Genomic DNA, 23,125 nt, shown 5'->3' on the forward strand with positions numbered 1-23,125 from the left:
CGCAGCTAGACCGTGGTGTCTGCGACGACTTGCGGCAAGCAAGGATAAAGACTGCGATAGGCAACCTCGCCCGTGCGTTGAGTCCAGCATGTGAACTGGGGAAGGCTTGCATAAATGTCAAGGGAGTGTGCCCCCGATGATATGCAGGCTGGCGGAGCCTCCGTAGTAGTCCGAGGCCGGGAAAGCCGGTCACAAGGCGAAGGGAGGCAGTTGAAGTGGTTTGCCTGGTTGATTAACTGTAAGCGCGAATTTAAGCGCACCTAGAATTCGCATCTGAACGAGCGCAGGCTTGGGTCCGCAACCACGACTTGCGGACGCAACATGACTGAAGATGACTTGGCTTTTTTGCCGCTGAAGGTAACGCATATAGATCGGGGCGGCAGGCGGGTGTTTGACCCTCAGGATAAGCGGCGACTGATCGATGCATGCCGGCGGCCTGGAGTATCGGTATCGGGCATGGCGCTCAAGGCCGGTGTAAACGCGAACCAGTTGCGCAAATGGATTTGCGCACGCACACGGGCGAACGAAGCTGCGCTCGCCGGGCCTGATAGCGCGCAGACGTCACCGTCAACGTTCGTGCCGGTCGTTGCGGTTGGCGACACGGCGTCAGTGTTCTCCCGTGCGCCTGCTGCGTCGTTAGCTCCGGATCGTGGCGAGGCATCTCGTGTGTCACTGTGCTCGGCGCCGTCGGCGCGTTTGTCGGCGACACTGCCCAACGGCGTCATGGTTGAACTCGAATGCTCGGGGCAAGACGGTTCGCTCGTGACGGCGATGATTGCTGCGCTGGGGGCGCACTGATGTTCCGCTTCGACGCCGATCTTCGGATCTACCTGCATCGCGAGCCGATCGACTTCCGGGCCGGAATCAACAGCCTGGTCACGCTGGTCGAGCAGTCGATGCAGCTTGACCCACTCGCACGAGCCGTCTTCGCGTTCCACAACCGCAAACGCGATCGCGTGAAGCTTCTGCTTTATGACCGGGCCGGATTCTGGCTCCTGTTGAAACGCCTCGAGGCGGACCGTTTCGTTTGGCCCCGTCGTCAGCAGGCCGTGATCGAGCTCACGGCCGAACAGCTTCACCTGCTGCTCGACGGCGTCGATGTCGACGCGCTGCGCCGTCATCCTGCGCGACAGTACTGCCACGCGAGCTGAATTGCAGTATCGCCGATGCCCCCGCCAAGGGCCGTCCTTCGGGGTGTCGCGAGTAAACAACGGCCGGCTCGGCTGTTACACATTTCGGTAAACCCATCCGGCGCTGAGCTTCGCTACCGTGGAGCACATGAAAGCCGCCGATCTCTCGCGATTGCCTCGGGCCGCCAAGGCCTACATCAACGAACTCGAAACCGGTCTGGCCGAGCGCGACGCCAGGATCGATGACCTGACCAGGCGTCTGGATGCGCTTGAAGAGCAATATCGTCTCGCGTTGGCCCGACAGTACGCTCCCAAGAGCGAGAAGCGTCGTGACCGCGTGTTCAACGAGGCGGAAGAGGCGGCCCAAGCGGAGCCGGCCGGGGAGGACGACGGCGACTTGCCCACGATGCCAGACACCGGGTTGCCTGAGGTCGACAAGCCCGAACTGCGCAAGCGTGGCCGCAAGCCGCTGCCAGCGAATCTGCCGCGCGAGCGTATCGAGTACGACCTGCCCGAGGACCAGAAGATTTGCCCGTGCTGCAGCAAGGCAATGCATCGGATGGGCGAGGAAGTCAGCGAGCAGTTGCACATGGAGGTCAAGGTGACGGTGCTGCAGCACGCGCGCTTCAAGTACGCGTGTCGCCACTGCGAGCATCACGGCATGCGCACGCCGATCGTGGTCGCGCCGATGCCGGCGCAACCCTTGCCGGGCAGCCATGCAAGTGCGTCGATGATCGCCGCCGTCACGGCCGGCAAATATGTCGACGGCACGCCGCTGTACCGAATGGAGGACGTGCTCGCCCGCTCGAACATCCGGGTCAGTCGCGGTACGCTGGCGAACTGGATCATCCGTCCCGCCGAGCGTCACTACAAGCGCCTGTTTGACGCGCTCAAGAAGATTCTGCTGCGCCAGTGGCTCATTCACGGCGACGAGACCACCGTCCAGGTCCTGAAGGAAAAAGGCCGAAACGCACAGGACACGTCATATATGTGGGTCTACCGAAGCGCCGAGGATAGTGAGCAACCGGTGGTGCTGTTCGAGTACCAGCCGGGGCGTGGCCAGCAGTACCCGAAAGACTTCCTCGGAGACTACGCGGGCACGCTGATGACGGACGGCTGGCCCGCGTGGCGGACGCTCAAATCGGCCACGCACCTCGGATGCCTTGCCCATGGTCGCCGCCTGTTTACGGACGCGCTCAAGGGGCAGAAGAACAAACCAAGCCCCCGTATCACGAAGGCGCTCGAATTCTTCCAAGCGCTATACCAGGTCGAGGCGCTCGCCAAACAGACGTTGCCCGAAGGCGAGACGCTAGCCGATTACCGGCACCGCCTGCGGCAGCAGCACAGTGTGCCGTTGCTAAGCGCCTTCAAGAGTTGGCTCGACGAGCTCGCGCCAAAGGTTCTGCCCAAGAGTCTGCTCGGCGAGGCGATTGGCTACTGTCGCAGGCAATGGCCGTATCTGAGCCGCTATGTGGACGATGGCCGGTCCCCAATCGACAACAACGTCATCGAGCGGGACATCAGGCCGTTTGCCACCGCGAGAAAATCGTGGCTCTTCAGCGATACGGTCGACGGCGCGAAAGCGAGCGCGATGATCTACAGCTTGATGCTCACGTGTCGAGCCTGTGGCGTCGAGCCGCATGCCTATCTGCTGCACGTGCTGACCGAACTGCCGCAGCGTGCTCCGGACGCCAATATTAGCGACCTACTACCGTTCAACTTCGCCAAGCAGCAGCCCGTTACCGGGTAACGCACGTCGCTACCGCGCTTGGCCGAAGTATTGGTCCCACTGTTCCGAGTCGGGATCGAGTCGGCGCACGATCGCGTCGTCTGCCCGCGTGATCAGTCGTTCCAGCATCTGACGCTTCGTTACCGAGTAACGGCAAGCCAACCGTGTCAAAGCAAGATAGGCTTCTGTACTCACCCACATATCCAGACGTCGATCACCGTTGCCGTCCTTGCCTGCCGTCTCGCGCCTTGCCCGATAAGCCGCTTGCCGCTGCGCCGTCGTTTGCGTCATCTCCCACCTCCTCACTGTCGTTACCCGGTAACTATCGATGTGAAACATGTTACCCGGTAACGCGAGACCTAACGATGTGTGGCAGATTTGGCGCTTACCAGCAACCGACGCACCACGCCGCATTTGCGACTGGTCGACCAACGCTTGACTTCGGCGGCGCCAGAGGCGTATCCAGTCGCGCTACGCGCTCCTTCCAGCGTCTCTGGCGCAACCCCGTTTGCATCTGCTTTCTTCAACATCGACAACTCCAGTTTGGACCCACGTTTTACCCCAAATCTGTGTCCAGAAAAACTGGAACCGCGGCACAACGGCTCGACGTGAACCCTATCCAGCTTATCGCGTTCAATGTCCTCAAGATACCGCGATGGTGACTGCAGTCATAGCAATCGATAGACACGTAACGTGGCTTCCCGCTCCGCGCCGGACTTTCCTGCAACGCCCACGAAGAGGTTGTAATTCATCCACGAATAACGACTGTCGTCGGGCGCATGAATTCGAACGAAGATGCGCAACATATTTGGTGCTGGCTTGACGTTCTCTGCCTCGAGCATCGGACCAGTCATCTCCTTTTTGTCGTACCGGTAACCATCCACCGTGACAAAAAGGGGGACACCGTCATCTGTCACATAGACATATTGCACGTCCGTGGACCGGACGCCGTTGCCGTAGTAGGTAGGCCAGTCCCGGTCGGACGGAAGTATTTTGCCTCGAATCCCCGGGCCTTCGAAGGTTCCTCCCAGGAGGTGCATGACGCCACGTTTATGCGCGTTGTAGGTGCCGTACAGTTTGAATTCGCCGAGATTGACGTGCGATTCGAAAACGAAATCGAGGCGAGGCGGAGCGGGCGCGACCGCTGCGCCCGAGATACCCGCTGTCGCATCGTCAGTTGCGGCAGCCAAAGCAAAATTCTCACAACAACCGAGCATGGCGATCGCAACGCACGCGGCCAACAAGGACTTCAATTTCTGGCGACTTTTCATTGGAGATTTTCCTTTTTTTAGATCGAGGCAGATTGATGTGAAAAACTAGAACAGGGTTCGCAGGCCGATCCGGGTTGCTATCTGGTTTTGTGTCGTAGAGAAGCCAGAGAACGTGCCGAGATTGACGATGCCGAACATGCCGGGTGGGGCGCTTTCATTGTTCGAGTGCATGTAGTTCACGTTGACGTACAGATCAGTGCGCTTCGACAGGATGTAGTGGGCTCCAAAATTATATTGGCCGTAGCGAATTCCCCCTGTGCGCGTCGTATAGGTGTACCCACCGCCGGCCATGACATCCGGCTTAAAATAATAGGTCATCCCGATTTCGTAGCTTCCAATTGTGAGTCCTGGCGCCGCGGAAATCTGCGTGTGCGTCGCGTTTGCAAAGACCAGTAGGGGATTCAGGTTGAGTCGTGCCCCGGCACCAAAGGTCCGTAAATAGGTACCCTTGAAAGCATTTTGCGCGATGCTGCCTCCAGAACCATTGACGTCGGTATAGGCGAGGCCCGCGGCAAACGGACCGTCCGTCTCATAGTTGAGCCCGATACTTCTCACTCGCGGAGCACCCGCCGTTCCACCGAATGCGCCCGCGGCATTGCTCATGCCAAACATCGCTCCGAGCTGGAGGCCACCGACGCTGGCACTGGAGAACTTGACGGTATTGTTCGCTGGCTCGCCGGCTACGCGATCGGCATCGAGGAAATGCCACGCATATCCGGTGGCGACCTGCTGGGCAGATGTATCCTGAACCAGAAAATCGTACATGAAGTCGCGCTGCCTGCCGAGCGTCACTTTCCCCCACGGACCCACCAGGCCCACATAGGCCTGGCGACCGAATATGGCGCCGCCTTGGCCTAGCTGTCCGTTGTTGACGCTGAAGCCGCTCTCCAGCGTGAATACCGTTCTCATTCCATTGCCGAGGTCCTCTGACCCACGGAGTCCCCACCGGTTGGCCTGCATGACACCAGTATCCTCGAATACGTTGCTCTTGCCGCCCTGGTTGTTGACGTAAGTTATGCCGGCATCGAGTACCCCGTAGAGCTGCACTGCACTCTGAGCATGAGCGGTATCAGCAAGTATCGACTGAATCGCGAGCGCGGCGAATATGACATGTTTTGAACGCATTGTGTCTCCTCACTTTGGAAAGTGAACCAGGATGATCTTATTTATTGGTAAAGCTGTGACTTGCGTCGTCGCAACAGCCCGCGCTAGAAAAAGTGCGTCATACCGATGCGTGGCACAAACTCCGTCTTCGTCGATGACGGCGTAAGCGTGGGCATAATGGCGTTCCTGGCGGTCCCGCTTGCCCTCTGGAAATTCGCCATCGCGTAAACCGTGGTTCGCTTTGAGAGCGCGTACGTGTACGTTGCGGAGTACTGTGTCCAGGCTGCGCCGCCAAGAGTCGTACGCTGAACGCCGCCCGACAATGAAGCGCCGGCATTGAAGTAGTAAGTCAGGCTACTGTCGTAGGTCGGCATCGAAGCGGCGCGTCCGTTGTAGTACATCTTCACATCGGTTATTTCCCCGCGGATCTTGACCGGGCCGACGATGTACGATGCGCCCAGTGCGGCGAGCGTTATCTTTTGTGCCGTAATTTTTCCGGTGGCTGGCAAACCAAAGATGCTGGAAACGCCCAGATCAGTACCTGGGTTGATGACCACGTCATACAGGTTTGCGAAAGTCGCCATCGCGGAGAAGAAGCCGCGATCATAGTACGCGCCTGCACTAACAACTCTTTGTGCTGGATCGCTCGGGGCGGCGGTGAGATCTGTAAAGCCGTACATGGCGCCAAAGTGAAACCCGCCCCAGATAGGGCTTACATATTTCACGGAGTTGTTCGTACGTTCATTACCGCCGACATGATCGTAGTCGCCATGGTGGAATGCGTAGACTCCGCCGGTGTCCGCACTCGCGTACTGGTACAGACCGCTTCCCATAAAGTCATATTGTCGGCCCATGGTCACCGTACCCAAGGTCGCGCCCGCAAGGCCGACGTAGGACTGGCGGCCAAAGATGCCCCCACCAGCGGCTGCGTTGCCGTTTTGCGGGAAGAAACCGTTCTCCAACGTGAAGATCGCACTCAGTCCGCCTCCCAGATCTTCACGACCCTTGAAGCCGAAGCGGCTCGCCCGGAATACGCCGGAATCCATGAATGTTCGCGGGCTGCCTTGTGAGTTGCTCATGTACGTGATGCCGGCGTCGATTGAGCCGTACAACGTGACGCTGTTACCCGGCACATAAGCTAACGGCTCCTCGCTGAACGCCACCCCGGGTACGGCGCAAGCCAGGCAGAATAGCGCCAGAGTCCTGTTGTTCATTTTCGCCTTCTCCGTTTCTTTTAAGAATGATTATGTATGCATACGTATTTAACGCATCGTACGAGTGAGATGGATGTGAGTCAAGTGCTGGTGGGCGGAAGAGTTGACGGTGTTTACCCTCCGGCCGCGTCGGATTCGGGGTAGCCGAAACTCGTTGTTGGCAGCGACAGTATTTGAAGTGACACCAATGCAATGACGCCCGAAACGGCTGCGCGTTCAGGCGGCTTCTGTTAGCGGTGGATGCGCTACGAAAACGCAGAAGTTGAGACGATGCCAGACCGCCGGTTGGGCACGATCGCCCCGGTTTGTGCGATCAACTACACGCTTTGTCTGAACACGATATGACTCGTCCCGGGTTGCTTAAGGCCGGACCGAAGTTGGCACGGATAGCCGAGCCTGGGCCGATTTTGGATTACCTTCTGTCGAGCCAGCGCAATGAATCCGCTCCCAGACATGTGGGCGGTTTGTCCCAGAAGGCTGGTGTCTCCGAGAACCGCGCGATTGGCGCAGCGTGTTCGAGTTCCCCGAAGCAGCTTTGCGTTCTCATCAGATCGGCTGGATGCGGCGTCAAATCGTTACTGACGTTTCGCCACTCGTCGTCTTGAAGACGTCCAAGCTTCTGCACCCACATGGAAGCACCGGTCAACGACACCTTGACGTGGTAACTCCCACCTTCCCTGGCACGCCGAATGAGAGCACCCAGGGCACCAGTCGCTGCCAGATAGGCGGCGAGCAGATCGTTGAGCGTGCGAGTAGGTGCGAAACGGGGCTGTTCATACGAGCCCTCGTCTATTGCCAGTCCATTTGCCGTTTGACTGAGCGGCTCGTAGCCACCTCGGGTTGCCCATGGTCCACCGTCACCATAGCAACTGACGGAAACGTAAATGATGCCCGGACGAATGCGGGCAAGATCATCCGGGCCCAAGCCGCGTCTTTCGCACACGCCCGGTCGAAAGGACTGAACGAACACGTCGGCATCACGGAGCATTGCGGATAGCAGGGAGCAGTCGTCTGCACGATCAAGGTCCACGTAGGCGGCCCGCTTTCCAAAATTCGTGTCCATCACCATGGGCAGCGGATCCTGTCGATGCGGAGCCGATATCCGCAGAACGTCCGCACCTTGCTCAGCGAGTACCCGCCCGCAAATCGGTCCAGCGAGCACATGGGTCATGTCAAGGACGCGAAGGTTAGACAGCGGGCGTGCGCGCTGTCCCGATGGCTGTTTGAAAGGCTCCGGACTGCTTTCGCCGATCTTTTCAATGCGTATCTCGGGTTGTGCTCCGAGCCACCGGCCCTGCTCATGAGATTGCCACTCGTTGGTGGTGCGCGCGACGGCAGCGATGAGCTTGCGCTCCGCGAGCGCGTTCTCAAGCTCGAGGGCGTCCCAATGCGATACGGCTTTTGCGACGCCTGCGGCCGAAAGAGGGCAGCCGAGAAAGTCGAGTAATCGATACAGGGTTTCCGGAAACACAGTGCTGCGATGAATGAAGATCCATCGGTTATCTCTGGTTCTGAAAAAGTTCGCTGGACCGCCGTCTCCGGGTGCAAGGTGGTCGAGATAATACCCATTCTGCCGCAGGCACAAATTCGTCCGCAGGCCCACTTTCGTTGCCTGGCGCATGTCGACGGTGACGTCCTGTCCGCGTCCCGTTTTCATCCGCCAGATAGTCGCAATTGCGGCGCCCTGTGCCGCAAGCGCGGAGGCTGCCGCTGTCCCGAGGCGGTGTGGGCTGCGGACGATCGGATCACTGCCGATCACCCGGACTCTGCCTCCCATATCCCCGAGCTCGATTCCAATCTGGGATAGTAGTGTGCGAACCGTGCTCGCTGTCAGGTCGTCCATGGAAATAGATCTTAATGCTCAGGTTCCGGATTCGGATACAGATTCGGGAATCATCCGATGGACGGCCAGCAGCGCAGGCCGTCGAGATAGACCCCGGAGGCGCGAACTTGATACGTTGGTGCCGGGTGGGCAACGGCTTCCTTGGGAAGTTTTCAGAGGAGCATGTAGTAGCGAAGGAAGAGCACCTTGGGATGCCGTTCGGCAATGCCGAAGAACACGTGTCTTGCAAGCCAGTCATATTTGCCGACAGGGGCCTCGAACGCGGTCCACACGCGCAGGTAGTAGGACTCGGGATCGGCAACCCCCTGATAGGAATTAAGCGTCTTCATCGCTTCGGCCGGACCGTGGCGATAGCCTGTATTGCGGATATTAATGAAAACGCCGTCGTCGGTTTCCAACGTGTAGCGTGCATCGGTCTGGCCAACGCCGTCGGGTCGTATCAGGGGCCAATCGCCGCCGCCCGGGACAATCCTGCCGCGGAGTCGGGGACCTTCGAAGTCGCCCCCGAGAATCGGCATCATGATGCGCTCGCCCATGCCGTTCGAGTTGCCCATTCTCAATGCGGGCGCCGCCAGCACGCGAGCCTGCATCAGGTATTCGAATCTGGGTAGCATCGACGCTAGCTTGGTAGGCTGCATGGAGTCATCGAGTTGCAGTGGTTCAGTCATTTGTCTTTGTCTCCGGTATAGAGGTCTCGGGCGTCGCCGGACAGGTAGGCAGCGCGTCCGCAAACGTGGCAGCTCTCGCTGCAGAAGAAGTGTGTAACCTCGACAACTCTGCTGCCGTGTCGGGGAGATTGAAAGGCTTTGCGATTTATCAGACTTGAAGCGGAAATACATCGGTGGCGCACTCGAGCAGGCCAACCGCGTGTAGCAGCGACCAAACGCGCCTCGCAGACCAACGTTCGCGCGACATGTGTTCTCTCCGTAACTCCTGTCGCAACTGATGGTCTGCGGGCGCGGGACCGGTGGTCGGGCATCAGTTGCCCGACCGACACGATCATCTTATTATGAGTATTGATGTATACGCAATAGATTGGCTGATGTGAGGTTATGTGCAACGCCTTGTGTCGTGGCAAAGGAAGTCCTTTCGAAATTGCCTCGCTGGCTTATGAAGCCATTGTCAGTGGGCCGAGGCATGACAGGTGAGGGGGCGGGTAAACACCAGACCGGCCACTGTGGATCCGGCGTTGACAGTTAAGGGTCATAGGCATAGCATTTTGAATAATGCGTATTTAAACATAACTGTAATTGAGGTTGTGTGCCGTGGCGTAGTGCCCGTCACCCGATCCTTCGCCTCAGGAGACAAATGAATGGAATCAGGTTCCGGTAAGCTTGACGTGCGTGAGCTGATAGACGGTCAGCCACTGGGCGCCGCGCAGGTCTGGATGTTTGTGCTGCTATTCGCGGTTCTTGCGCTGGACGGCCTGGACACCCAGCTCCTCAGCTATGTGGCGCCGAACATCGCGAGAGAGTGGCACATCTCGATGGCCAACCTCGGCTCAATATTCAGCATCGGACTGTTGGGAAGTATGTGCGGGGCACTGCTATTGGGGGTACTGGGAGATTCTGTCGGTGTAAAGCGGACGCTGGTAGGCGTGACCGCGTTGGTCGGCCTGGCTACGCTGATGACGGGATTTTCGCAGGGAATTGGGCAGCTCTACGCCTTGCGCTTCGTTACGGGTTTTGGGGTTGGCGGGGCATTGCCTAATCTCATTGCGCTGGCGGCCCAGTTTGCACCCGGACGACGTCGTGCAACGATCGTGACACTGACAGGTTGCGGTTTTCCCTTGGGTGCCGCATTGGGCGGTGCGCTATCGGCATGGGTCGTCCCGGGTCATGGCTGGCGCACGGCCTATTTCGTTGCGGGCGCGCTTCCACTGGTCATGACCCCGCTCCTTCTCGTCGCATGTCCGGAATCTATTCCGGTGCTCTTGCGAAAGGCGAATGGCCAACTGCTGCTTCGCAAGACGATGGCGCGGCTTTTTCCCGGGACGGTTCTCAATCAGGATTTTGTCTGGAAGACGAAAAATCTGCAGGTCGGCGCACCGCTGCGGATTCTGTTCAGCAAGGCGCAAAGAGGGCTTACGTCGTTGCTGGCGGGTATTTTCTTTTTAAGTCTTCTGAACGTCTATCTGCTGAGTAACTGGTTGCCTGGACTCCTGCAGGCGGCGCACAGCACACCTCGTGAGTCCGTTATCGCGACGACCTGCTTTAACCTCGGTGGTCTGTTGGGAGGCCCTGTGCTGGGGCGCCTGATGGATCGTTTCGGATTTGGTAGAGCGCTCGCGGCTACTTATGTCGGAGGCGCGATCAGTATTGGGGCACTTGCCATGGGATTTCTTGGTGGCAGTGGTTTGACAGCGCTTGCCCTGGTAACAGGGTTTTGCGTCCTCGGCGGTCAAGGGGCGCTGAACGCGCTGCCTGCTTTGCTGTATCCGGAGGAGGCGCGTGCGGCCGGGACAGGCCTGGTCGCAGGCATTGGGCGATTTGGCTCCCTTCTTGGACCATTGATTGCCGGATTCCTGTTGGGCGCCAGCTGGACACACTCTCAGGTGCTTGGCGCTGCTGCAATACCGGCTTTAGGTGCTGCAATGATGCTTCTGGTGGTTGCGGGGCGTAGCCGCACTGCAGTGAGCAGTCGGGTGGCGCGACCCGTTTAGTGGTAGCCGCGGTCTTTCGTGAGCGAGCGCTCACGAAAGTGCTAGCGCCGCACCAGCAGGCGGCAGGCTGCGGCGCTGATGCGTGGCAGGGCGGCCACGCATCAGCGCCGTTGCGCCGTCCGTCAGCCTTCTCTGCTCCCCACGGCTGCTGTACGGCGCCCTGCCTTACAGGACCGAGCCGAATTCCACAGCAATGCTTACAAAGCCTAATCGTCCTTCGCACGACCGTAATGCGCAAGTCGATTCACATTTCGCGCCGAATCGCCTTGCGTACCTCATAGGTCAGCTCGACCGAATCCTCTCCCGCCGTTTGACGGAAGCGCTCGCGGCGTATGGGTTGCCGCCGCCGCAATTCGCTGCCTTAAATCGACTTCATGCAAGCGAGCGACTGACCAATGCGCAGCTTGCCAGGGATTTGACCGTTGCGCCACAGGTCGCCTGCGAGATAGTCAAAGCACTGGACGCCAAGAAATGGATTGTGCGTGAGAGGGATATGACGAACCGGCGCGCGGTTCTTCTTCATCTAAGCGAGATGGGACGCGCCGTGTACGAGAGCAGCCAGGAAGCGGTCGTTCGGATCGAGCAACGGATGCTCGGCGATCTGACCCACGAGGGCGGGCGGACACTGGAGGACCTGCTGCAAGTTTGCGTTCACAACTTGAAGAGGAATTGATCGGGGAAGGAAGTGTGTCTGAAAAGACCGCGTCAGATGTGCTGCCTCGACTTATGCTGATCGCAGAAGACGAAGATCCATGGTCGGACTTCGTCGTTCTGCCTGCTAGCAGTTTGGGTCAATCAAAGCTGGCGGTGATGCGTCGACACTGGAAATCGTTGCCAGTTCAGCTCAACGCGTTTTCATGCGAGCGGCGACAATCAGTGACAGCAGACAGCCGAGTACCAGATAGCCTGCCACCGGATGCCACGAGCCGCCGGCGAGGCTGACCAGTCCCACGGCGATGAACGGTGTGAAGCCACCGCCCACCACACTTGCAACCTGATATCCGACACCCGCACCGCTGTAGCGGTATTCTGTGCCAAACAATTCGGTGAACATCGGCTGCTGAACGCTGACCACCATGTCGTGCGCGATATTGGCGAGCATGACGGCAAATACGACGATCCAGAGTGTCGAGCGCGCGTCGAGAGCGAGAAAGAATGGTACGGCGCTTAGCACGCCGACGAGCGCACCGGTCATGTAGATGCGGCGGCGGCCAAATCGATCGGCGAGCAGGGCGAAGCAGGGAATCGTCACGACGCTCACGACGCCCACCACCAAGCCAATGTTCAGAAAGAACTGGCGCGGCATGCCGAGATTCGTCGTGGAATAGCTTAGTGCGAAGGCGGTGACGATATACATCGTGAAGAGTTCGGCGAGGCGCAGCGCGATGATCAGCAGAAAAGATTTAGGATGTTGCCGCAAGGCTTCCATGATCGGCAAACGGGCGCGACCCTGCGGCTTTGCCACTTGCTCGACAAATTCCTTCGACTCTACCATGCTCGAACGTACCCACAGCCCGATGAGCACGAGCACCACGCTGAACACAAAAGGAATGCGCCAACCCCAAACCCGGAAGCTTTCGTTGTCCATCGTCTGGCTGAGAATGGACACGATGCCGGTGGCGAGGATCAGTCCGACGCCGTAACCTACCTGGACGCCGCTGCTATAAAACGCCTTCTTTTTCTCCGGGGCACTTTCCACAGCCATTAGCGCCGCCCCGCCCCACTCGCCGCCGACTGCGAAGCCCTGAATGGCCCGCAGCAGAACGAGCAGTGCCGGGGCCCACCAGCCGATGGACGCGAATGTCGGCAAAAAGCCGATCAAAGCGGTGGAGAGTCCCATCATCATGACGGTCAGCACAAGCATGCGCTTCCGACCCAACCGGTCTCCGTAGTGACCGAATACGAAGCCGCCGAGCGGGCGGAACAGGAAGCCTACGCCGAAGGTGCCGAATGCGGCGAGCGTGCCCATAGCCGGACTAACCTGAGGAAAGAATTCGCGATTGAATATGATCGCCGCGACGATGCCATATAGCAGGAAGTCGTACCAGTCGACGACCGCACCGACAAAACTGCCTAACGCGGCCCGACGCGCCCGGCTTTTTTCCAGGCGGATAGGCGTGGTAGCCTCAGAGGAACGCAAAGTGAATGTCATGACGTGTCTCGAATGTAAGTCGCTTGACCCGGCGCTTGCGCCTCGCAAGCGGGCCGCGCGTACTGGCGGCATGCAGTTAAAGGTTAGTGAGATTGATAGAAAGGCGGTATGCCGACCTATGGACGAAATCGGATGTCCAATGAAAAGCGTTTGTGTCGGGGTATCCTGAAATCAGGGGACTGCAGGTTCAGCGCGAACACGGAAGATCTGGACGTTGTCGCATCTTGTCGCGCGCAGTTGTAAATTGATACCTCGGAAGCGAGGTGCTCGGAAATCCGCGCTGACCGCCAATTATCGACTGCCTCACCATCAACCTGACAGAGCCCTGGTCAGGTCAAGGCTTATAGACCAACTTCCCGTTGACGCGGGACCAGTGGGTAAACCATTCAGCCATATTGGGAATATCCCCCATGATGAAAGAATGGCCTCTGAGCGAGGTCGTCGTAGCACGACATATCGGAACGCTGTTTGCGTCCCGCCATTCCCAGGTTTTGTGGACCATACCGTTGTGCAAGTCTTCCACTAGACCGTTGATACCAGGGTTGGCAATCAGCGCTGCAGCTGCAACTGCGGTGTATCCCAAATTGTTGACCAGGTAGTTGGTGAATGATGTATTGAAGCCGGGAGCCAAGGTGCCGTTCATAAGCACGGAAGGGCTATTATTTTCACCAATAATCGCGTAAATCGGCAAATCGTTTATAGCCAGGTCATCAGGAAGGCCAGGATTTCGAGTAAGATGGCCGGATAGTCTGGAAAACGCAGCAAAATATTGAGGTATTACGCGGACCATCTCAAGCGAAAAGGCGGCGCCGTTTGAGTGTGCTGCGATGAACCGTCTCGTTGGGTCGATCTTGTAATCTGTTTCGACTCGCGCTATCAATGTCTTGAAGAACGAAATATCGTCCACATAGCCGGGTGTCGTGGTGCCGGTATCATTAAACGCCAGAAACTTTGTATATACGCTACCTGTTACCCATTTGTTTGCTGGACTGCCAAGATACGATGCCTTATTGGTGCCCGCGCCGGCGACAGAAACAATGATGTAGCCATATTTGTCAGCCTGCTCATTCCAGCGTGTGTTTTCAAAATTTGTGAAATGATTGGTGTCACCGCCGGGCAACGTATAAACCACAGGAAGCGGCGCTGTCCCATTCCGTAGGTTAGGCGGAACATAAACTAGATATTCACGCAAGACTCCTTGATCAAGAAACTTGTAATTTTTGACGCCTAATGCCGTGAAATCGAGGTGCGGATGAATCGCGTTGTTCCACACATTGGCGCCATAACGATTGGTCACACCGAGGAAATTCGCATAGAGCATCTGGTTGAAGCCCGTGTCAACCGGATTAACGGTCTGGGTAGACCAGGCAACGTTTGCAATGGCGCCGCGGGGAGTGAAGTGGTTCTCAGCGGCATTGGTTGGATCTTGATAGAAGATTTTGCCGCCATTAAAATCAGCATCCACAGAAACCGTTCGATTAACACCCTTCCAGTAGTTAACCACTCCCTGGACCGTAGCGTCAACAGTGGTCTCGAAAATCCATACGGGCACGGGAACCTGATTTAAATAGACTGTATTATCAGCTGCGTTAAAGACGGCACCGAAGCTGGAGCCTGTAAATACTTGTGTACTCAGGCTCGCAAGATACGAGCTGTCGATATGGCTCGCATTGACGAACACGGCCGAAGCGGCAGACAGTTCGTTTGTCATGACGAGTTGCTGCAAGGCCTGGCCGCCGCTGCCAAAGCCGAGTATACCCACGCGGTTGACGCCGCCAGCGTCTGTGGTTGTTCCTCTCAAAGTATATGCCGCCGAAACGTAGGCCATTTCGCTGGCAACGGTTCCCCATTGTTCGTTGAGCGGCTCCATGATGAACAGCGTGAAATTGTACTTGTCGGCTAACGTCTTCCAGCCACTTCGCAGCAGGTAATCTTCCGTGTTATACCCATCCGGAATGGTGATCATCACCTGATTGCCATTGTATATGCTGTTTTCCGGAAAGTATTCCTTGTAGAAACGGGTCTTACCGCCTGCAACTATTTCTCCATAGTAATACCCCGTGTAAGGGAGAGATATTCCTCCGGTTGCAGGATCAAATACAATGGGGTCGCCATATTTCACGGCCGCCTGCAGACCTGGCTGTTCAGTGGTCGCGCCACCACCGCAACCAGAGAGGGAGAAACAAGAGAGAACCAACGCTTGCGCTCCCAGCAACTTACCAAAGTCTCTGCGTGATATGCCGCGGGACAGCAGTTCGCCGCTGTAGTTGCTGTCCGACGAAGTTAGACTGGAACGTGAGCCCGGAGATATATCAACAACGTTCATTTTTGAATCTTCCTTCATTTGTTCAACTCCTCCGTTATTAAAAATCTATGGCAAAACGCTGATTTATTCGACTCGACGGTCATCAACGGCATAGCTCGCGGCGTTGTCGAAAGAAGTTCACGGGACGGGCTCGAAAAGTTGTGTCGCAAATCGCGAACGCCGATGCGTCATTGATCATCATTGCGCCCACGTGGGCTGACGATCGGCTCGCGGATGGCTTAGTCTTTGGCTCAGTGCTCATCGGATGACCTTGCTGTGAATCCATCTACGCCGATGGCGCTAGCACTTCGAGCTCCTCGTCGCCCGCATTTCCTGACGAAAACGGCGTCACACAACCCGGGAACGCTTGGAGACCTTGCTGTTGATAGTGCCCGACGAGATCAGGGAGCGAACCTGACAACGGCATCCAGACATTCGTCAAGACGGGAGCAGCCCAATCCACCAATTTACCCGCGACAGATTTCGCCCAGCTCCTGCCTATTTCTGATCCAGCCTGGCACAGTTGCCACGGCGATCCAGGGCTACCGCGACATCCTGCGTCAACGATTTTCAATAAATGCATCGACTCGCTCGGATCAAGAAAGTGTTGTAACGCCGACTCGATCGACGCTTCGGTTTCGGCCGCTCCCTGGCGCGGAGACGCCTCCCCCGGAATGTTGATCGCGGTAAGAATCAATTCTCCTGCGTGCACGAGGCCGCCGACGACACACACGTACGAACGCCGAGCCAAAATAAATCCTACCTTCTATATGATTATCTGTGTATACGTGTTTTCGATAGATAAAAAATGGCGCTGTCAGGTCGCTGGAGATGCGGCGGTAAAACGAAGTGACGAATTAGATGAAATCGCTTTATCACGGCCACCGTTTCCCTGCTATCGTCATCAGTTGCTGAGTTCGCTCGTACTTCTGGTTCAGCCTGAGCCTGCGCGACATCGGGGCGTTGCTGCTTGAGCGTGGCGTTGTGGTGACCTATGAAACGATCCGTTGCTGGTGCGACAAGTTCGGCGCTGGATTCGCTCAGCGTGCCAAAGCGGTGCGGCGCAAGCCGGGCAGCAGCTGGCATTAAAACGAGATGTTCGTGATGCTGCGCGGAGAGCCGTATCTCCTGTGGCGCGCGGTGGACGAGCATGGCGCTGAACTCGACATGCCGGTGCAAGAGCGTCGCGACAAGGCTGCGGCAAAGCGCTTCTTCCGGCTGATGCCAGCTTCAAACCCGGTGCCGCGCAGAATCGTCACTGACCAACTGCGTAGTTATCCGGCGGCGCACGCGGATATCGCTGAGCTTGCTCAGGTAAAGCACGTTTTCTTCAAAGCGGCCGCACGCTTGAGCAACCGCGCTGAGAACAGGCACCAGTCGGATCCGTAGATGGGAGCGCGAGATGTGCGGGTTTCGCGAGGCGCATCGCACGCCGGCTTTTTTTTCGTGCTTCGGCCGGATCCGTCAGTACTTGGCGCTCCCAAGACATCAGATGAACGCTGCTCGCCATCGCGCTATGCTGAATAAACGTCTCGCCACATGGCATGGCTGGACCGGCTCAGACCCGATTGAGACAGTTATCTGATAAGGATAACTGCGCGCATGCCAAGAGTTTGACCTACCGCAGTCACCTTTAAGAAATCCACAACTCGCCCAGGCTCTCCTGCTTGGTCACCGTCGTGTCTCAATTCGTTCAGACTGACACCTTAACTGATTGACTGGTGCTAATTGCACCGGAACCAATCAAAGCTTGAGCAGCCGGGTCGCATTCCCGCTAAAGATCAACTTTTTCTCTACGTCATCAATCGGTAGTCGCTCGACATGATCCGGGCCCTGATCGATGAACGGATAGTCCGTGCCAAACAGTAGTCGCTCCACCCCCACTGCGGCGCGTGCCATCATGATGGTTGGCGTGAAGAAGGCGCAGCTGTCGTAGTAGAACTGTTTGGCGAATTCGCTGGGCAGCCTGGAGATATGCTGCTGGCAATCGACGTAATGACGATAGCCGTTGTCCAGGCGCTCCAGCAGGTCCAGGAATGCAGCGCCGGTGTGGGCGACGATGAACGGAAAGTTCGGATAGCGCTCGAATACGCCACCGTAGATCATACGGGTCACAGCCAGGCTGGTATCGAACAGGAACCCGACGCGGATGTGCATGGCGAATTCATCCATCACGTTGCCGAACACGGGATCCATCGGATGCTCAAAAACAGGAATGCGGTCCCGGTCAAGGCGCGCCCACAGAGGTTCAAGCGACAGATCGTTGAGTTTCATGCCGCCCAGGTTGGAGCCGATCGTAATTCCGACTACACCGGGGGCATCAATCACACGATCGAGTTCGCGCAACGACGCGTCGACATCGGGTAGCGGTAGGGTGACGAAAGCTCGAAAGCGGGAGGGGTCGGCTGCCACGCGTGCGATGATTGCATCATTGTTGTCGCGGCACGCAGCTTCCCGTTGCTTCGCATCGTCGAAGAGGTACACGCTGGGCGTACTGAGAGAAAGTATGCGCATGTCGATACCCTTGCGATCCATGTCACGCAACTGATCGTCTGGATCAAACATGGATTCGCGCACAGGTAGCCAGTTACGCCCCTCCTTGATGAGGTAGCCCAATCCGCTCGAGCGGCGCTCGTATCGAACACCTGGAAGTGTTTCCAGCTCGTCATAGTACGCACGGGTCACGAAATGGCCGTGGATATCGATTTTCATGCAGTCTCCGGATCTATTGCGCCGTTAGTCCCTGTATGGGTTTTGTCCGGCTTTGTGGTAGGTGCGCTTTCAGTTGTCTGGGAGTTCGAGTGCGGGCAATACGTCGCCGCTAACCCAGCTGCCGTGGATCGCGTCGCGCAGGCGAATCGGTAGGCGAACGCTTGCAATGGGACCAGCCGTCAGTGTGGCGACGTCGAAGACGAGCAGTTCGGAAGCCATTTCATTGACCCGGTTGCGCATAACGAGGAGATAGCCATCTGCTTCACCGGCGTCTGTACTTCGAGGCACGAAGACCGGCTCCTGAAACAGGCAGTCTTCGCCAGCGTAATAAACGCTGGTGGAGTCTGTTTCAAGGTTGATGTGGGCGACGGCGTTAAAGCCGAATTTGCCTTCGATATAGGGGCGCTCGGGATCCTGGCACAGCATGAAGCCGTGAAGATGTTTGCGCGTTGCATATCGCTCGTCGATCTTCGGCATCTCTCCGACGACATCGGACAGAATCCGTTCAGAGAATGCGCCGTCGGGAGCGCTGAGATCAATGGTCCATCGCGTCAGACGGGCAAGCGCCTTTTTCGGATCAAACGGCTTGCCGTGAACATCCGGGAAGAAGGGGAACAGGTTGCCTTCCGCGACGATGCCGTCGATATGAATCTTCGTGCCTTCATTGAAGCCATTGAGAAAGTGGGCGGCGAAACGCAGTGGAGTGCGGAACCATCGTACCTCCTCTGGTTTTCCGTATCGGGGCAACACGCCAATGAACACGTCTTTCGTGTCATCCCACATGAACGCAACTTCCTTGCGCTTCAATCGTTCGAGGTCGCTTGTGATTGGGACCACTGGAAAGACGACATAGTCTTCGGTAACGACCCAATCATGCAGCATCGCCGGGTAGGGCATGGTCAACCAGGCTTCGTGTTTGATCTGCCCGTCTGAACCGATGACGTAGTAAGCAAGATCCGGCGTTGCGACTCCCTTGGCTGCGTAGCCAAACGTCAGCATTTCGCCGGAATGAGGATCAATCTTCGGATGTGCGGTGAACGTTTCGCTGGTGAGCTTACCGCCGTAGTCGTAGTAACCAAACGTCTCCAAAGTGTGCGGATGCATCGCGACGGGAGGACTGTCTTCCTTCAGTGCAAGCAGCTTTCCGTCATGAAACATCACATGCGTGTTCGCGGTTCCGCGAATCTTGCCCGCAACGCTAAGGTCGTCCGTGTACGGATTGCGATAGGCACCGAATAGCGCACGCCGGGCCGCACGTTCCAGCAGGAACTTGTCAGTTCTGACATAGCGTGATCGGAAATCTACGTGACCGTCCCGAAAGCGGAACATTGAGACCATGCCGTCCCCATTAAATCGCAGATCCGTGCCCAGCAACGGGGGAAATTGCGGGTCGGGTCCGCAACGATAGAACGTTCCATTCAGATTGACGGGGAGTTCGCCTTCCACTTCGAGGTCGAAGATGTCGCTTTCGACGCGACTGGGGGCGCTGAAACCTCGAAACGTGGGGATATCGGGGAACCTGTTGTTGCTCATTGCTGCGCTCCGTTCATGTCCGTAAAACCGCGACAGTCATGCGTTAGCAGACTGCGCCCGCGGCGATATAGTTATTTAACTATAACTGTTGTTTTGGGCGTCTGCAAGAAGCAGGAGCGCGGCGCCGAACGAAGCGGTTCTTGAAGAGCGGTGCGTTGATGAGTCAGGGAAATCCCTGGGTGTGAATTGCGCGTGGCGAGAGGCGCACGGGGCAGTCGACATATCTGCGGAGGCGTGTCGATTAAATGGGGGGGTAAAACCGGAGGGGAAATGCCGCGTTGGGATAAAGCCGGGAAAGAGGCCGCCTGACTGCGGCCCCTCAGTTCAAACCGCGTGATTGCCGGCGTGGAAGCGTTCAAGCAATACGAAGAAAATCTTCTTCTCTTCTTCCGAAAAGCCTTCCATCAACTCCGCTTCGAGCGCCTCCAGTAGCCCTTCGATCTTCTTTCGCAGTTTCTTCCCCTTGACCGTGAGGGAAAGCAGCATGTTGCGACGGTCGTGGGCGAATTCAGAGCGCTTGATCAACTCCTTGGTCTCGAGAGGTGACATCAGGGTAACCATATTCGGCCGCAGGATATTCATCGTGGAGCAGAGGTCGGCCTGGGTCACGAAGGTGTTGGCTTCGATCAGGCAGAGGATGGCGTACTGGGCAGGCGTGATGTCCCACTCGTTCGTGGCTTCGAGAAACCGTTTTCGAGCCATCAGATGCGCGCTCGTGAGGTGGTAGCCGAGGCGCGACTTTACAAGAGACGTGTCGAGGGGTTCGCGTCGCGTGGTCGATCGGGTAGTGGTTCGTGGCATAGGAGCGATAGAGAGTAGTGGCCTGTAGGGTCGGGCCGTGCCGCGTTGTGGTCGATTCCGGAAGACCGGATAAGCGGATATCCCGATCGATTTTCTGCAGATGATTATACCTCTACCCGCAAAACCAGCAGTGCCGACAGGAGAGGATTGAAATTGCGTTCACAATTGGTTATAATCAAATAACTGATTGGGGACGAGTGGCTGTGCTGGCCGCTCCATCGTTGCCGAAGCCGGCGCAGCAGCGCCAATAGAGAGGAGATGGCTGTGACCTATTACGACTTGAACATGTTGATCGACGGAGAGTGGATCAGCGCGAAAGACCGGGAGACACTTGCGGTGCTGAACCCGGCGACGGGCGAGGAAATTGGCAGGCTGCCCGTGGCTACGCGGGCGGACCTTGACCGTGCTGCGGCGGCGTCTGCAAGAGCATTTGGTGAATGGAAAGCCCTGTCCGCGTACGCCCGGGCGAAAGTGCTGGTGCGTGCCGCGGCGATCCTGCGCGAGCGGGCCCCGGACATTGCGCATCTGATGACCGTCGAACAGGGCAAGCCGCTTGCCGAGGCGCAGATGGAAGTGCGTAATCTGCCGGACATTCTCGAATGGGATGCGGAGGAAGGCCGGCGTACTTACGGTCGTGTGATTCCGTCGCGCGTGCCGGAGCAGCGACAGATAGTCATCAAGGAGCCTGTCGGCCCGGTGGCGACATTTACCCCCTGGAATTTTCCGGCCTTGATTCCAGCTCGCAAGATCGCAGCGGTTCTTGCTGCCGGATGCACTTGCATCATCAAGCCCGCCGAAGAAACACCGGCCACTGCGCTCGCGATCGCACGCGCATTCGTCGACGCGGGTGTGCCGGCAGGTGTGTTGAACGTAGTCTTTGGCCGGACGCCAGCCGAGGTTTCGGACGCTCTGATTTCGTCGCCACACATCCGGGCAATTTCATTCACCGGGTCGACTGCAGTGGGCAAGCATCTGAGCGAGATGGCGGCACGTGGCGTAAAGCGGACCGTGATGGAGCTCGGTGGCCACGCACCTGTCATTGTCATGCCCGATGTCGATGTAGAAGGCCTCGCTGAGCAGGCCGCGCGACGCAAATATCGCAACAGTGGGCAAGGCTGTGTGAATCCCACACGCTTTTACGTGCACGATGCAGTTTACGAGCGCTTCGCCGCACGGTTTGTCGAGATCGTCAGGTCGATCAAGCCGGGTAACGGCCTCGATAGCGACACACAAATGGGGCCGTTGGCTCACGCACGTCGGGTCGATGCGATGAAGGAGTGTGTGGATGATGCGCGCCGTCATGGAGGCAAGGTTCTGTGCGGGGGCGAGCCGATTGAAGGACGGGGCTTCTTCTTCCAGCCTACCGTGCTCGCGGACGTTCCCTTCTCTGCACACATCATGAAAGAAGAGCCGTTCGGCCCAATCGTCGTGCTCAACCGCTTCACTGATCTTGACGCCGTGCTCCGGGAAGCGAATGGACTGCCCTATGGCCTTGCGGCGTACGCATTCACGCGTGACGGCGCGCTTGCCCATCGGCTTGGCATGCAACTGGAAGCCGGGATGATCGGTATCAATACGTTTGCGCTTGGTGCTCCTGATGCCATTGGCGCGCCCGAGACGCCGTTCGGTGGTGTCAAGGAGAGTGGGTACGGATCCGAAGGCGGTACAGAAGGTATCGACGCGTACCTGACCGTCAAGTTGATCAGCCAGTTCTGATACGGGGCGGCCGCCTCATTTCGCGGCCGTCGTTGAATCACTTACCAGGCTCATCCGGCTGCGAGAGCGGCCGATGGACCACGGAGATTGCAATGAGTTATGAAGATCGCTGGAAAACCGTCAAGGTGGATGTCGAAGAGGGAATCGCGTGGGTCGCGCTCAACCGGCCTGAGAAGCGCAATGCGATGAGCCCGACGCTCAACACAGAAATGATCGACGTACTTGAGACACTTGAACTCGATGCGGATGCAAGGGTCCTCGTGTTGACTGGTGAAGGCGATGCGTGGACCGCGGGCATGGATCTGAAAGAGTACTTTCGCGAAATCGACGCCGGCCCCGAGATCCTGCAAGAAAAGATTCGCCGGGACGCATGTCGCTGGCAATGGCAGTTGCTGCGCATGTATGCGAAACCCACCATCGCGATGGTCAACGGTTGGTGTTTTGGCGGAGGGTTCTCTCCGCTGGTTGCGTGCGATCTGGCGATTGCAGCGGATGAGGCTGTGTTTGGTTTGTCGGAAATCAACTGGGGTATCCCGCCGGGTAACCTGGTCAGCAAGGCGATGGCCGATACGGTCGGTCACCGTCAGGCGCTCTACTACATCATGACCGGTGAGACGTTCAATGGTGCGCAGGCCGCCGCGATGGGACTGGTTAATCGTAGCGTGCCGCGTGCGGAACTTCGGGCGACCACGCAGGAACTCGCCGCGAAACTGCTGGAAAAAAATCCGGTGGTCCTGCGTGCCGCCAAGCACGGCTTCAAGCGTTGCCGTGAACTGACGTGGGATCAGAACGAAGATTATCTCTACGCCAAGCTCGACCAGGCCCAGCAGCGCGACCCGGAGCGCGGGCGGGAGCAGGGGCTGAAACAGTTCCTGGACGACAAGGCGATCAAGCCCGGCCTGCAGACCTACAAGCGCTAAACACGTTTGCCATCTTTAGAAATGGGACCTGGG

Annotated in this window: 18 protein-coding genes and 1 pseudogene; 8 read left to right on the forward strand and 11 right to left on the reverse strand. The window is 57.7% G+C overall.

The window, feature by feature from the left end; genetic code table 11:
- Positions 1-321: 321 nt before the first annotated feature.
- From tnpA to tnpC, 3 genes are all read left to right on the forward strand, one after another.
- A complete protein-coding gene (gene tnpA, locus B0G71_RS38700; protein ID WP_116150004.1) occupies positions 322-798 on the forward strand; it encodes an IS66-like element accessory protein TnpA in 477 nt (158 codons plus the stop codon).
- Positions 798-1,151: an IS66 family insertion sequence element accessory protein TnpB gene (tnpB, locus tag B0G71_RS38705; protein ID WP_181916966.1), complete on the forward strand. Its 354-nt coding sequence runs from the start codon at positions 798-800 to the stop codon at positions 1,149-1,151. Before tnpA ends, tnpB begins: the two co-directional genes overlap by 1 nt.
- A 127-nt stretch (positions 1,152-1,278) precedes the next feature.
- A complete protein-coding gene (tnpC, locus tag B0G71_RS38710; protein WP_116141972.1) occupies positions 1,279-2,880 on the forward strand; it encodes an IS66 family transposase in 1,602 nt (533 codons plus the stop codon).
- A gap of 9 nt (positions 2,881-2,889) precedes the next feature.
- Here the strand turns inward: tnpC and B0G71_RS38715 are convergent, their stop codons facing one another.
- The 6 genes from B0G71_RS38715 to B0G71_RS38740 form a co-directional block, all read right to left on the reverse strand.
- Entirely contained in the window at positions 2,890-3,150 is a 261-nt protein-coding gene (locus B0G71_RS38715) for a hypothetical protein (protein WP_116141974.1), read from the reverse strand.
- Between the two features lie 377 nt (positions 3,151-3,527).
- Positions 3,528-4,130 carry a DUF3237 domain-containing protein gene (locus tag B0G71_RS38720; protein WP_116149674.1) on the reverse strand — a complete coding sequence of 201 codons (603 nt, stop codon included), beginning with the start codon at positions 4,128-4,130 and terminating at the stop codon, positions 3,528-3,530.
- Between the two features lie 45 nt (positions 4,131-4,175).
- On the reverse strand, positions 4,176-5,255 hold the full coding sequence (locus B0G71_RS38725; protein WP_116149676.1) for a porin: 1,080 nt from the start codon (positions 5,253-5,255) through the stop codon (positions 4,176-4,178).
- Positions 5,256-5,338: 83 nt separating this feature from the next.
- Positions 5,339-6,448: a porin gene (locus B0G71_RS38730; RefSeq protein WP_116149677.1), complete on the reverse strand. Its 1,110-nt coding sequence runs from the start codon at positions 6,446-6,448 to the stop codon at positions 5,339-5,341.
- 412 nt (positions 6,449-6,860) lie between these two features.
- Complete coding sequence (locus B0G71_RS38735) at positions 6,861-8,291, reverse strand: CoA transferase (RefSeq protein WP_116149679.1); 1,431 nt, start codon at positions 8,289-8,291, stop codon at positions 6,861-6,863.
- A gap of 152 nt (positions 8,292-8,443) precedes the next feature.
- On the reverse strand, positions 8,444-8,959 hold the full coding sequence (locus tag B0G71_RS38740; protein WP_181916967.1) for a DUF3237 domain-containing protein: 516 nt from the start codon (positions 8,957-8,959) through the stop codon (positions 8,444-8,446).
- Between the two features lie 644 nt (positions 8,960-9,603).
- Between B0G71_RS38740 and B0G71_RS38745 the strand changes: the two genes are divergently transcribed.
- Together B0G71_RS38745 and B0G71_RS38750 are read left to right on the forward strand one after the other, a co-directional pair.
- Positions 9,604-10,953 carry an MFS transporter gene (locus tag B0G71_RS38745; protein ID WP_116149682.1) on the forward strand — a complete coding sequence of 450 codons (1,350 nt, stop codon included), beginning with the start codon at positions 9,604-9,606 and terminating at the stop codon, positions 10,951-10,953.
- A 193-nt stretch (positions 10,954-11,146) separates the two neighbouring features.
- Positions 11,147-11,626: a MarR family winged helix-turn-helix transcriptional regulator gene (locus B0G71_RS38750; RefSeq protein ID WP_116149684.1), complete on the forward strand. Its 480-nt coding sequence runs from the start codon at positions 11,147-11,149 to the stop codon at positions 11,624-11,626.
- Between the two features lie 171 nt (positions 11,627-11,797).
- Here the strand turns inward: B0G71_RS38750 and shiA are convergent, their stop codons facing one another.
- Positions 11,798-13,105 carry a shikimate transporter gene (shiA, locus tag B0G71_RS38755; protein ID WP_116149686.1) on the reverse strand — a complete coding sequence of 436 codons (1,308 nt, stop codon included), beginning with the start codon at positions 13,103-13,105 and terminating at the stop codon, positions 11,798-11,800.
- 334 nt (positions 13,106-13,439) lie between these two features.
- A complete protein-coding gene (locus B0G71_RS38760) occupies positions 13,440-15,449 on the reverse strand; it encodes an alpha/beta hydrolase-fold protein (protein WP_116149687.1) in 2,010 nt (669 codons plus the stop codon).
- Positions 15,450-16,271: 822 nt separating this feature from the next.
- On the opposite strand from B0G71_RS38760, the pseudogene B0G71_RS38765 reads away from it, so the two are divergent.
- Positions 16,272-16,995, forward strand: a pseudogene (locus B0G71_RS38765) (IS6 family transposase).
- 158 nt (positions 16,996-17,153) lie between these two features.
- Here the strand turns inward: B0G71_RS38765 and B0G71_RS38770 are convergent.
- From B0G71_RS38770 to B0G71_RS38780, 3 genes are all read right to left on the reverse strand, one after another.
- Positions 17,154-18,122 (reverse strand): amidohydrolase family protein, encoded by a 969-nt coding sequence (locus B0G71_RS38770; RefSeq protein WP_116149689.1) that lies wholly within the window; start codon positions 18,120-18,122, stop codon positions 17,154-17,156.
- A gap of 69 nt (positions 18,123-18,191) precedes the next feature.
- Positions 18,192-19,655: a carotenoid oxygenase family protein gene (locus B0G71_RS38775; RefSeq protein WP_116149690.1), complete on the reverse strand. Its 1,464-nt coding sequence runs from the start codon at positions 19,653-19,655 to the stop codon at positions 18,192-18,194.
- Between the two features lie 324 nt (positions 19,656-19,979).
- Positions 19,980-20,357, reverse strand: coding sequence for a MarR family winged helix-turn-helix transcriptional regulator (locus B0G71_RS38780; protein WP_181916968.1), 378 nt, complete (start codon positions 20,355-20,357; stop codon positions 19,980-19,982).
- 357 nt (positions 20,358-20,714) lie between these two features.
- On the opposite strand from B0G71_RS38780, the gene B0G71_RS38785 reads away from it, so the two are divergent.
- Both B0G71_RS38785 and B0G71_RS38790 read left to right on the forward strand, forming a co-directional pair.
- A complete protein-coding gene (locus B0G71_RS38785; RefSeq protein WP_116149695.1) occupies positions 20,715-22,172 on the forward strand; it encodes an NAD-dependent succinate-semialdehyde dehydrogenase in 1,458 nt (485 codons plus the stop codon).
- A gap of 92 nt (positions 22,173-22,264) precedes the next feature.
- Positions 22,265-23,092 (forward strand): p-hydroxycinnamoyl CoA hydratase/lyase, encoded by an 828-nt coding sequence (locus B0G71_RS38790; protein ID WP_116149697.1) that lies wholly within the window; start codon positions 22,265-22,267, stop codon positions 23,090-23,092.
- Positions 23,093-23,125: the final 33 nt, after the last annotated feature.

It is taken from the genome of Paraburkholderia sp. BL27I4N3, assembly GCF_003386115.1.
Classification (GTDB): domain Bacteria; phylum Pseudomonadota; class Gammaproteobacteria; order Burkholderiales; family Burkholderiaceae; genus Paraburkholderia.

Bases quoted from the DNA above. Each gene is read 5' to 3' on its own strand.
- shiA (WP_116149686.1), bottom strand. From the start codon at position 13,105: ATGACATTCACTTTGCGTTCCTCTGAGGCTACCACGCCTATCCGCCTG.
- tnpB (WP_181916966.1), top strand. From the start codon at position 798: ATGTTCCGCTTCGACGCCGATCTTCGGATCTACCTGCATCGCGAGCCG.
- B0G71_RS38790 (WP_116149697.1), top strand. From the start codon at position 22,265: ATGAGTTATGAAGATCGCTGGAAAACCGTCAAGGTGGATGTCGAAGAG.
- B0G71_RS38740 (WP_181916967.1), bottom strand. From the start codon at position 8,959: ATGACTGAACCACTGCAACTCGATGACTCCATGCAGCCTACCAAGCTA.
- B0G71_RS38715 (WP_116141974.1), bottom strand. From the start codon at position 3,150: ATGACGCAAACGACGGCGCAGCGGCAAGCGGCTTATCGGGCAAGGCGC.
- B0G71_RS38775 (WP_116149690.1), bottom strand. From the start codon at position 19,655: ATGAGCAACAACAGGTTCCCCGATATCCCCACGTTTCGAGGTTTCAGC.
- B0G71_RS38730 (WP_116149677.1), bottom strand. From the start codon at position 6,448: ATGAACAACAGGACTCTGGCGCTATTCTGCCTGGCTTGCGCCGTACCC.
- B0G71_RS38750 (WP_116149684.1), top strand. From the start codon at position 11,147: ATGCTTACAAAGCCTAATCGTCCTTCGCACGACCGTAATGCGCAAGTC.
- B0G71_RS38780 (WP_181916968.1), bottom strand. From the start codon at position 20,357: ATGGCTCGAAAACGGTTTCTCGAAGCCACGAACGAGTGGGACATCACG.
- B0G71_RS38760 (WP_116149687.1), bottom strand. From the start codon at position 15,449: ATGAAGGAAGATTCAAAAATGAACGTTGTTGATATATCTCCGGGCTCA.
- tnpC (WP_116141972.1), top strand. From the start codon at position 1,279: ATGAAAGCCGCCGATCTCTCGCGATTGCCTCGGGCCGCCAAGGCCTAC.
- tnpA (WP_116150004.1), top strand. From the start codon at position 322: ATGACTGAAGATGACTTGGCTTTTTTGCCGCTGAAGGTAACGCATATA.
- B0G71_RS38720 (WP_116149674.1), bottom strand. From the start codon at position 4,130: ATGAAAAGTCGCCAGAAATTGAAGTCCTTGTTGGCCGCGTGCGTTGCG.
- B0G71_RS38785 (WP_116149695.1), top strand. From the start codon at position 20,715: ATGGCTGTGACCTATTACGACTTGAACATGTTGATCGACGGAGAGTGG.
- B0G71_RS38770 (WP_116149689.1), bottom strand. From the start codon at position 18,122: ATGAAAATCGATATCCACGGCCATTTCGTGACCCGTGCGTACTATGAC.
- B0G71_RS38745 (WP_116149682.1), top strand. From the start codon at position 9,604: ATGGAATCAGGTTCCGGTAAGCTTGACGTGCGTGAGCTGATAGACGGT.
- B0G71_RS38725 (WP_116149676.1), bottom strand. From the start codon at position 5,255: ATGCGTTCAAAACATGTCATATTCGCCGCGCTCGCGATTCAGTCGATA.
- B0G71_RS38735 (WP_116149679.1), bottom strand. From the start codon at position 8,291: ATGGACGACCTGACAGCGAGCACGGTTCGCACACTACTATCCCAGATT.